General features: G+C 59.9%; 4 protein-coding genes and 2 pseudogenes. 2 read left to right on the top strand and 4 right to left on the bottom strand.

The features are described from left to right. A partial coding sequence (locus HT737_RS17580; protein WP_182403453.1) for a lipocalin family protein occupies nucleotides 1-259 on the bottom strand: 259 nt, incomplete at its 3' end. A gap of 31 nt (nucleotides 260-290) precedes the next feature. After that, nucleotides 291-546 (bottom strand): annotated as a pseudogene (locus HT737_RS17575) (hypothetical protein). 282 nt (nucleotides 547-828) lie between these two features. Between HT737_RS17575 and HT737_RS32780 the strand changes: the two are divergent. Beyond that, nucleotides 829-1,863: pseudogene (locus HT737_RS32780) on the top strand (sensor histidine kinase); the annotation flags it as partial. Between the two features lie 93 nt (nucleotides 1,864-1,956). Beyond that, complete coding sequence (locus HT737_RS32775; protein ID WP_371260421.1) at nucleotides 1,957-2,721, top strand: methyl-accepting chemotaxis protein; 765 nt, start codon at nucleotides 1,957-1,959, stop codon at nucleotides 2,719-2,721. 106 nt (nucleotides 2,722-2,827) lie between these two features. On the opposite strand, the gene HT737_RS17565 is transcribed toward HT737_RS32775, so the two are convergent. Both HT737_RS17565 and HT737_RS17560 read right to left on the bottom strand, forming a co-directional pair. Next, nucleotides 2,828-3,430 carry a DUF924 family protein gene (locus tag HT737_RS17565; protein ID WP_182403450.1) on the bottom strand — a complete coding sequence of 201 codons (603 nt, stop codon included), beginning with the start codon at nucleotides 3,428-3,430 and terminating at the stop codon, nucleotides 2,828-2,830. Nucleotides 3,431-3,433: 3 nt separating this feature from the next. Then, nucleotides 3,434-4,444, bottom strand: a complete 1,011-nt coding sequence (locus HT737_RS17560) for a class 1 fructose-bisphosphatase (RefSeq protein WP_007961744.1) — start codon at nucleotides 4,442-4,444, stop codon at nucleotides 3,434-3,436. Nucleotides 4,445-4,750 lie beyond the last annotated feature (306 nt).

Raw genomic sequence — 4,750 nt, 5'->3', positions numbered from 1 at the left:
CTTCTTCCCATTGCCAGTCGGCGGTCAGGCAACGATTGAGCACGTCGACATTACCGTCCGGCCTGAGCGAATAATGGGCTTCGGATTGCGCGCAGTTGCGCTGGAAGTACATCGGCAGTCGCGCCAGTTCATACCAAGTACCCTGATAACGCTTGAGGTTGACACTGTGAGCCGTCTTGGGCGCCAGCGGATCTTCACCGTGAGTGGCGCAGCCGGCCAGTACCAGGCCGGCAAAAAGGACGAACAATAACCGCTTCATTATTTTTCTCCCGTGGGCGCTTGGCCCCGGTTTACTTCAGGCCTTGGCCAGAAAACATCAGCACTTTGTCACCGGCGTACTGCACGCTGATAAAGCTGTTTTTTGTCGCCCCAGGTGCAACTGGACATGCCGAGCGCACCCGAACAGTCGGTGGGTTTGCCGAGCAGCGTCTCAACTTCGGCTTTGGCCATGCCGGCCGAAAGCTTGGAATAGTTTTCCTGGTTGACCTTGCTGCACGCGGCCAACAGCACGCAAAAAGTCAGAAGGGCGATAGATCGCAGCGACATGAAGTAACTCCTGGAGCGGAAGGGGGATGGCATGGTGCCAACCAGAAGCTTAGAAGAGAAAACCCTCATCTGGTTCCCTTCAGAAATGGCTATTTATCGCTCCGCTCGTCTGGCATTTACCGGCAAATCAGACACTTTCTGCGGCTATTGAGCATTTCGTCGCATTTCACCAAAGACGCCTAATCTTTGGCGCACCGCGGTCGAAATAAGAGCAGCGCAAAGCCCCCGAGTGTGGCAAATTGCCGCCCTTTCTCGACCAGCCCCTTCGCGGTAGTTCATTCGATGACCAGAAACATGAAATTCAGCCACAAGATCTTGTTGGCTGCCGCCCTCGTGGTGGCCGTTGCGTTCGCCTGTTTCATTTTGTTCAACGACTATCGACAACGCGAAGCCCTGAGCAGCAGCACCGAAGCCTCGATGCAGGAGCTGGGGAGTCTGACGACCAGCAACATCCAGACCTGGCTGGAAAGCCGCATCCAGTTGCTGCAATCGCTGGCACAGCAGGTCGCCGCCGACGGCAGCGCGCCGGCCAGCCTCAAGCGCATCATCGACCTGCCCGCCTACACCGGCAATTTCCAGCTCAGCTATTTCGGCGGCGCTGACGGCGTGATGTTCTCGGTTCCCGCCGGTAACCGTGCGCCGGATTACGACCCGCGCGCCCGTGGCTGGTACAAGGCCGCCAACAGTGCGCAGCAGACCATCGTCACCGAACCCTACATCGCCGCTTCGTCGGGCAAACTGGTGATCACCGTCGCCACCCCGGTGCAGCGTCAAGGCCAGATGATCGGTGTGGCCGGCGCGGATATCGACCTGACCAGCGTCAGCGCGATCATCAATTCGCTCAACTTCGGTGGCCACGGCCATGCGTTCATCGTCAGCGCCGATGGCAAGATCCTGATTCACCCGGACAGCAAACTGGTGCTGAAAACCCTTGCCGAGGCTTATCCGAACGGTGCGCCGAAAGTCAGCCCGGGCCTGAAAGAAGTCGAATTCGACGGCAAGACCCAACTGATTTCGTTCACCCGCGTCAACGGCGTGCCATCGGCTGACTGGTACGTGGCGCTGGTGCTGGACAAGGACACCGCGTTCTCGATGCTCAGCGAGTTCCGCACCTCGGCGCTGATCGCCATGGTCATTGCCGTGGTGATCATCATCGCCCTGCTCGGCATGCTGATCCGCGTGCTGATGCAACCGCTGCTGACCATGGGCCGTGCCATGCACGACATCGCCGAAGGCGAAGGCGACTTGACCAAGCGGCTGGTGATCCACGGCCACGACGAATTTGGCGCGCTGGGCCTGTCGTTCAACCGCTTCGTCGAGCGTATTCACACCTCGATCCGCGAAGTGTCGTCGGCCACCGGGCAAGTCAACGAAGTCGCCCTGCGTGTGGTCGCCGCGTCGAACTCGTCGATGTACAACTCCGACCAGCAAGCCAGCCGCACCAACAGCGTGGCCGCGGCGATCAACCAGCTCGGCGCTGCCGCCCAGGAAATCGCCCAGAACGCCGCTCTCGCCTCGCAGCACTCCAGCGATGCGCGCAGCCTGGCGGTCGACGGTCAGCAGGTTGTGGATAAAACCATTCACGCGATGCAGCAGTTGTCGGCAAAAATCAGCGACTCCTGCGGCAACATCGAAACCCTCAACAGCAACACGGTGAACATCGGCCAGATTCTGGAAGTGATCACCAGCATCTCGCAGCAGACCAACCTGCTGGCGCTCAACGCCGCGATCGAGGCGGCCCGCGCCGGTGAGGCTGGCCGAGGTTTCGCCGTGGTCGCTGACGAAGTGCGCAACCTCGCGCACCGCACTCAGGATTCGGCGCAGCAAGTGCAGAAGATGATCGAAGAACTGCAAGTCGGCGCGCGTCAGGCCGTGAGCATCATGACCGAGAGCCAGCGCGAGAGCGAAAGCAGCGTCGGCATCGCCAACCAGGCCGGCGAACGTCTGGGCAGCGTGACCCAGCGCATCGGCGAGATCGACGGCATGAACCAGTCGGTGGCTACCGCGACAGAGGAGCAGACCGCTGTGGTCGAGTCGATCAACGTCGACATCAACGAGATCAACACGCTGAACCAGGAAGGTGTGGAGAACCTGCAGGCAACCTTGCGGGCTTGTTCGGATCTGGAGCAGCAGGCGGCGCGGTTGAAGCAGTTGGTGGGCAGTTTCAGGATCTGAGGCGCGGCCACTGGCCCCATCGCTGGCACGCCAGCTCCCACATTGGAATGCATTTCAAGGTGGGAGCGAGCCTGCTCGCGAAGCGGGATTCAGCCGCAGTGAAGATTTAGAACCTGGAACCTGGCTCAGAAAGAAACGCCAACTCCTCTGCCGTCGACTCCCGCCCCAACACCGCATTGCGATGCGGAAACCGGCCAAACCGCGCAATCACCTTTTGATGCCGCTCGGCATAGTCCAGGTTATCGGCAAACACCGCCCGCTCGGCTTCCGGCTGTTCAGCTACCAGATCGATAAAACGCGAAACGGCTTCGTTCTGCACCGCGAGGTTTTCGCAGTGTTCGAACACCAGATAAATGAATACCCGCTGAATCGGCTTCAGTTGCCGATCGAAATCCGCCGCAATGCCCTGCGCGACAAGTTTCTGCGCGCGCAGATCACCGGAAAAGGCTTTGGGTGTATCGCGAAAGATCATGCGTGGCAGTTGATCGAGCAGCAGCACCAGCGCCAGCCAACCTTCGGGACGTTGCGTCCACTCGGTCAATTCACCAGCGAGGGCCTGATCGACAAAGACCCCGAAACGCTCACGCGCTTCGAGGTCTTGGCGGTCTTTCTTGCCGAACCACAATGTACCCTTCTCAGCCGATATCTCGCGCGGTGATTCAGCGTGTCCGAACCACCAGTCGAGCAGCGGCTGCCAGGGCGCGTTCACGGCTTATTCCTTGTGGTAAGCCGTGGCGCGGGCGACTTCTTCTTTCGAGCCGAGGAACACCGCTACGCGCTGGTGCAGGCCTTCGGGCTGAATGTCGAGAATGCGCTGGTGACCGTCGGTGGACGCGCCGCCGGCCTGTTCCACCAGGAACGACATCGGGTTGGCTTCGTACATCAGACGCAGTTTGCCCGGCTTGGATGGCTCACGGCTGTCGCGTGGGTACATGAACAGACCGCCACGGGTCAGGATACGGTGCACATCGGCCACCATCGCGGCGACCCAGCGCATGTTGTAGTTCTTCTTCAGCGGGCCTTCTTCGCCGGCCAGCAGTTCGCTGACGTAGCGTTGTACCGGGGCTTCCCAGTGGCGCTGGTTGGACATGTTGATCGCGAATTCCTGGGTGGTTTCAGGAATGGTGATGTCTTCGTGGGTCAGCACGAAGCTGCCCATTTCGCGGTCGAGGGTGAAGCCTTTGACGCCGTCGCCCAGGGTCAGTACCAGCATGGTCTGCGGGCCGTAGATCGCGTAACCGGCAGCAACCTGCTGGGTGCCTGGCTGCAGGAAGGCTTTTTCGTTCAGCGGCTCGTTCTGGCTCAGGTATTCGTTCGGGCAGCGCAGTACCGAGAAGATGGTGCCGACCGGGGCGTTGATGTCGATGTTCGACGAGCCGTCCAGTGGGTCGAAGACCAGCAGGTAAGCGCCTTTCGGGTATTTGCCGGGGATCTGGTAGGCATTGTCCATTTCTTCGGACGCCATGCCGGCCAGGTGACCGCCCCATTCGTTGGCTTCGAGCAGGATCTCGTTCGACAGCACATCGAGTTTCTTCTGCACTTCGCCTTGGACGTTTTCAGTGCCCATGCTGCCCAGAACACCGCCCAGGGCGCCTTTGGACACGGCGTGGCTGATCTCTTTGCAGGCACGCGCCACCACTTCGATCAGGAAGCGCAGATCGGCAGGAGTGTTATTGCTGCGGGTCTGCTCAATCAAATAGCGACTCAGGGTAACGCGGGACATGGACGGCTCCGGTGGAATGGGGGGCTAAAAACCCGCGCAGTTTACAGGGAGTCTGAAAACCTAGCGAGCGATGACGCCCGGTAACGTGCATTGGGGCGCAATTGCTTGTATCAGACGTGATCGGGTCGAGAGAGTTCAGGCATCGGATTGAGCGTAGTCTGGTTCGGGACGGGTGGTGGCTGGGTTGATAGCGACAGTTTGAGGATTTTTGTTGATTGATCCGCCGTCATCGCTGGCAAGCCAGCTCCCACAAGGACTTCGGCCGTTCACCTGATTTGTGTACACCCAATAACCTGTGGGAGCTGG

It is taken from the genome of Pseudomonas sp. MD195_PC81_125 (assembly GCF_014060985.1).
GTDB classification, from domain to species: domain Bacteria; phylum Pseudomonadota; class Gammaproteobacteria; order Pseudomonadales; family Pseudomonadaceae; genus Aquipseudomonas; species Aquipseudomonas parakoreensis.
This window is presented reverse-complemented; position numbering and strand designations above follow the sequence as displayed.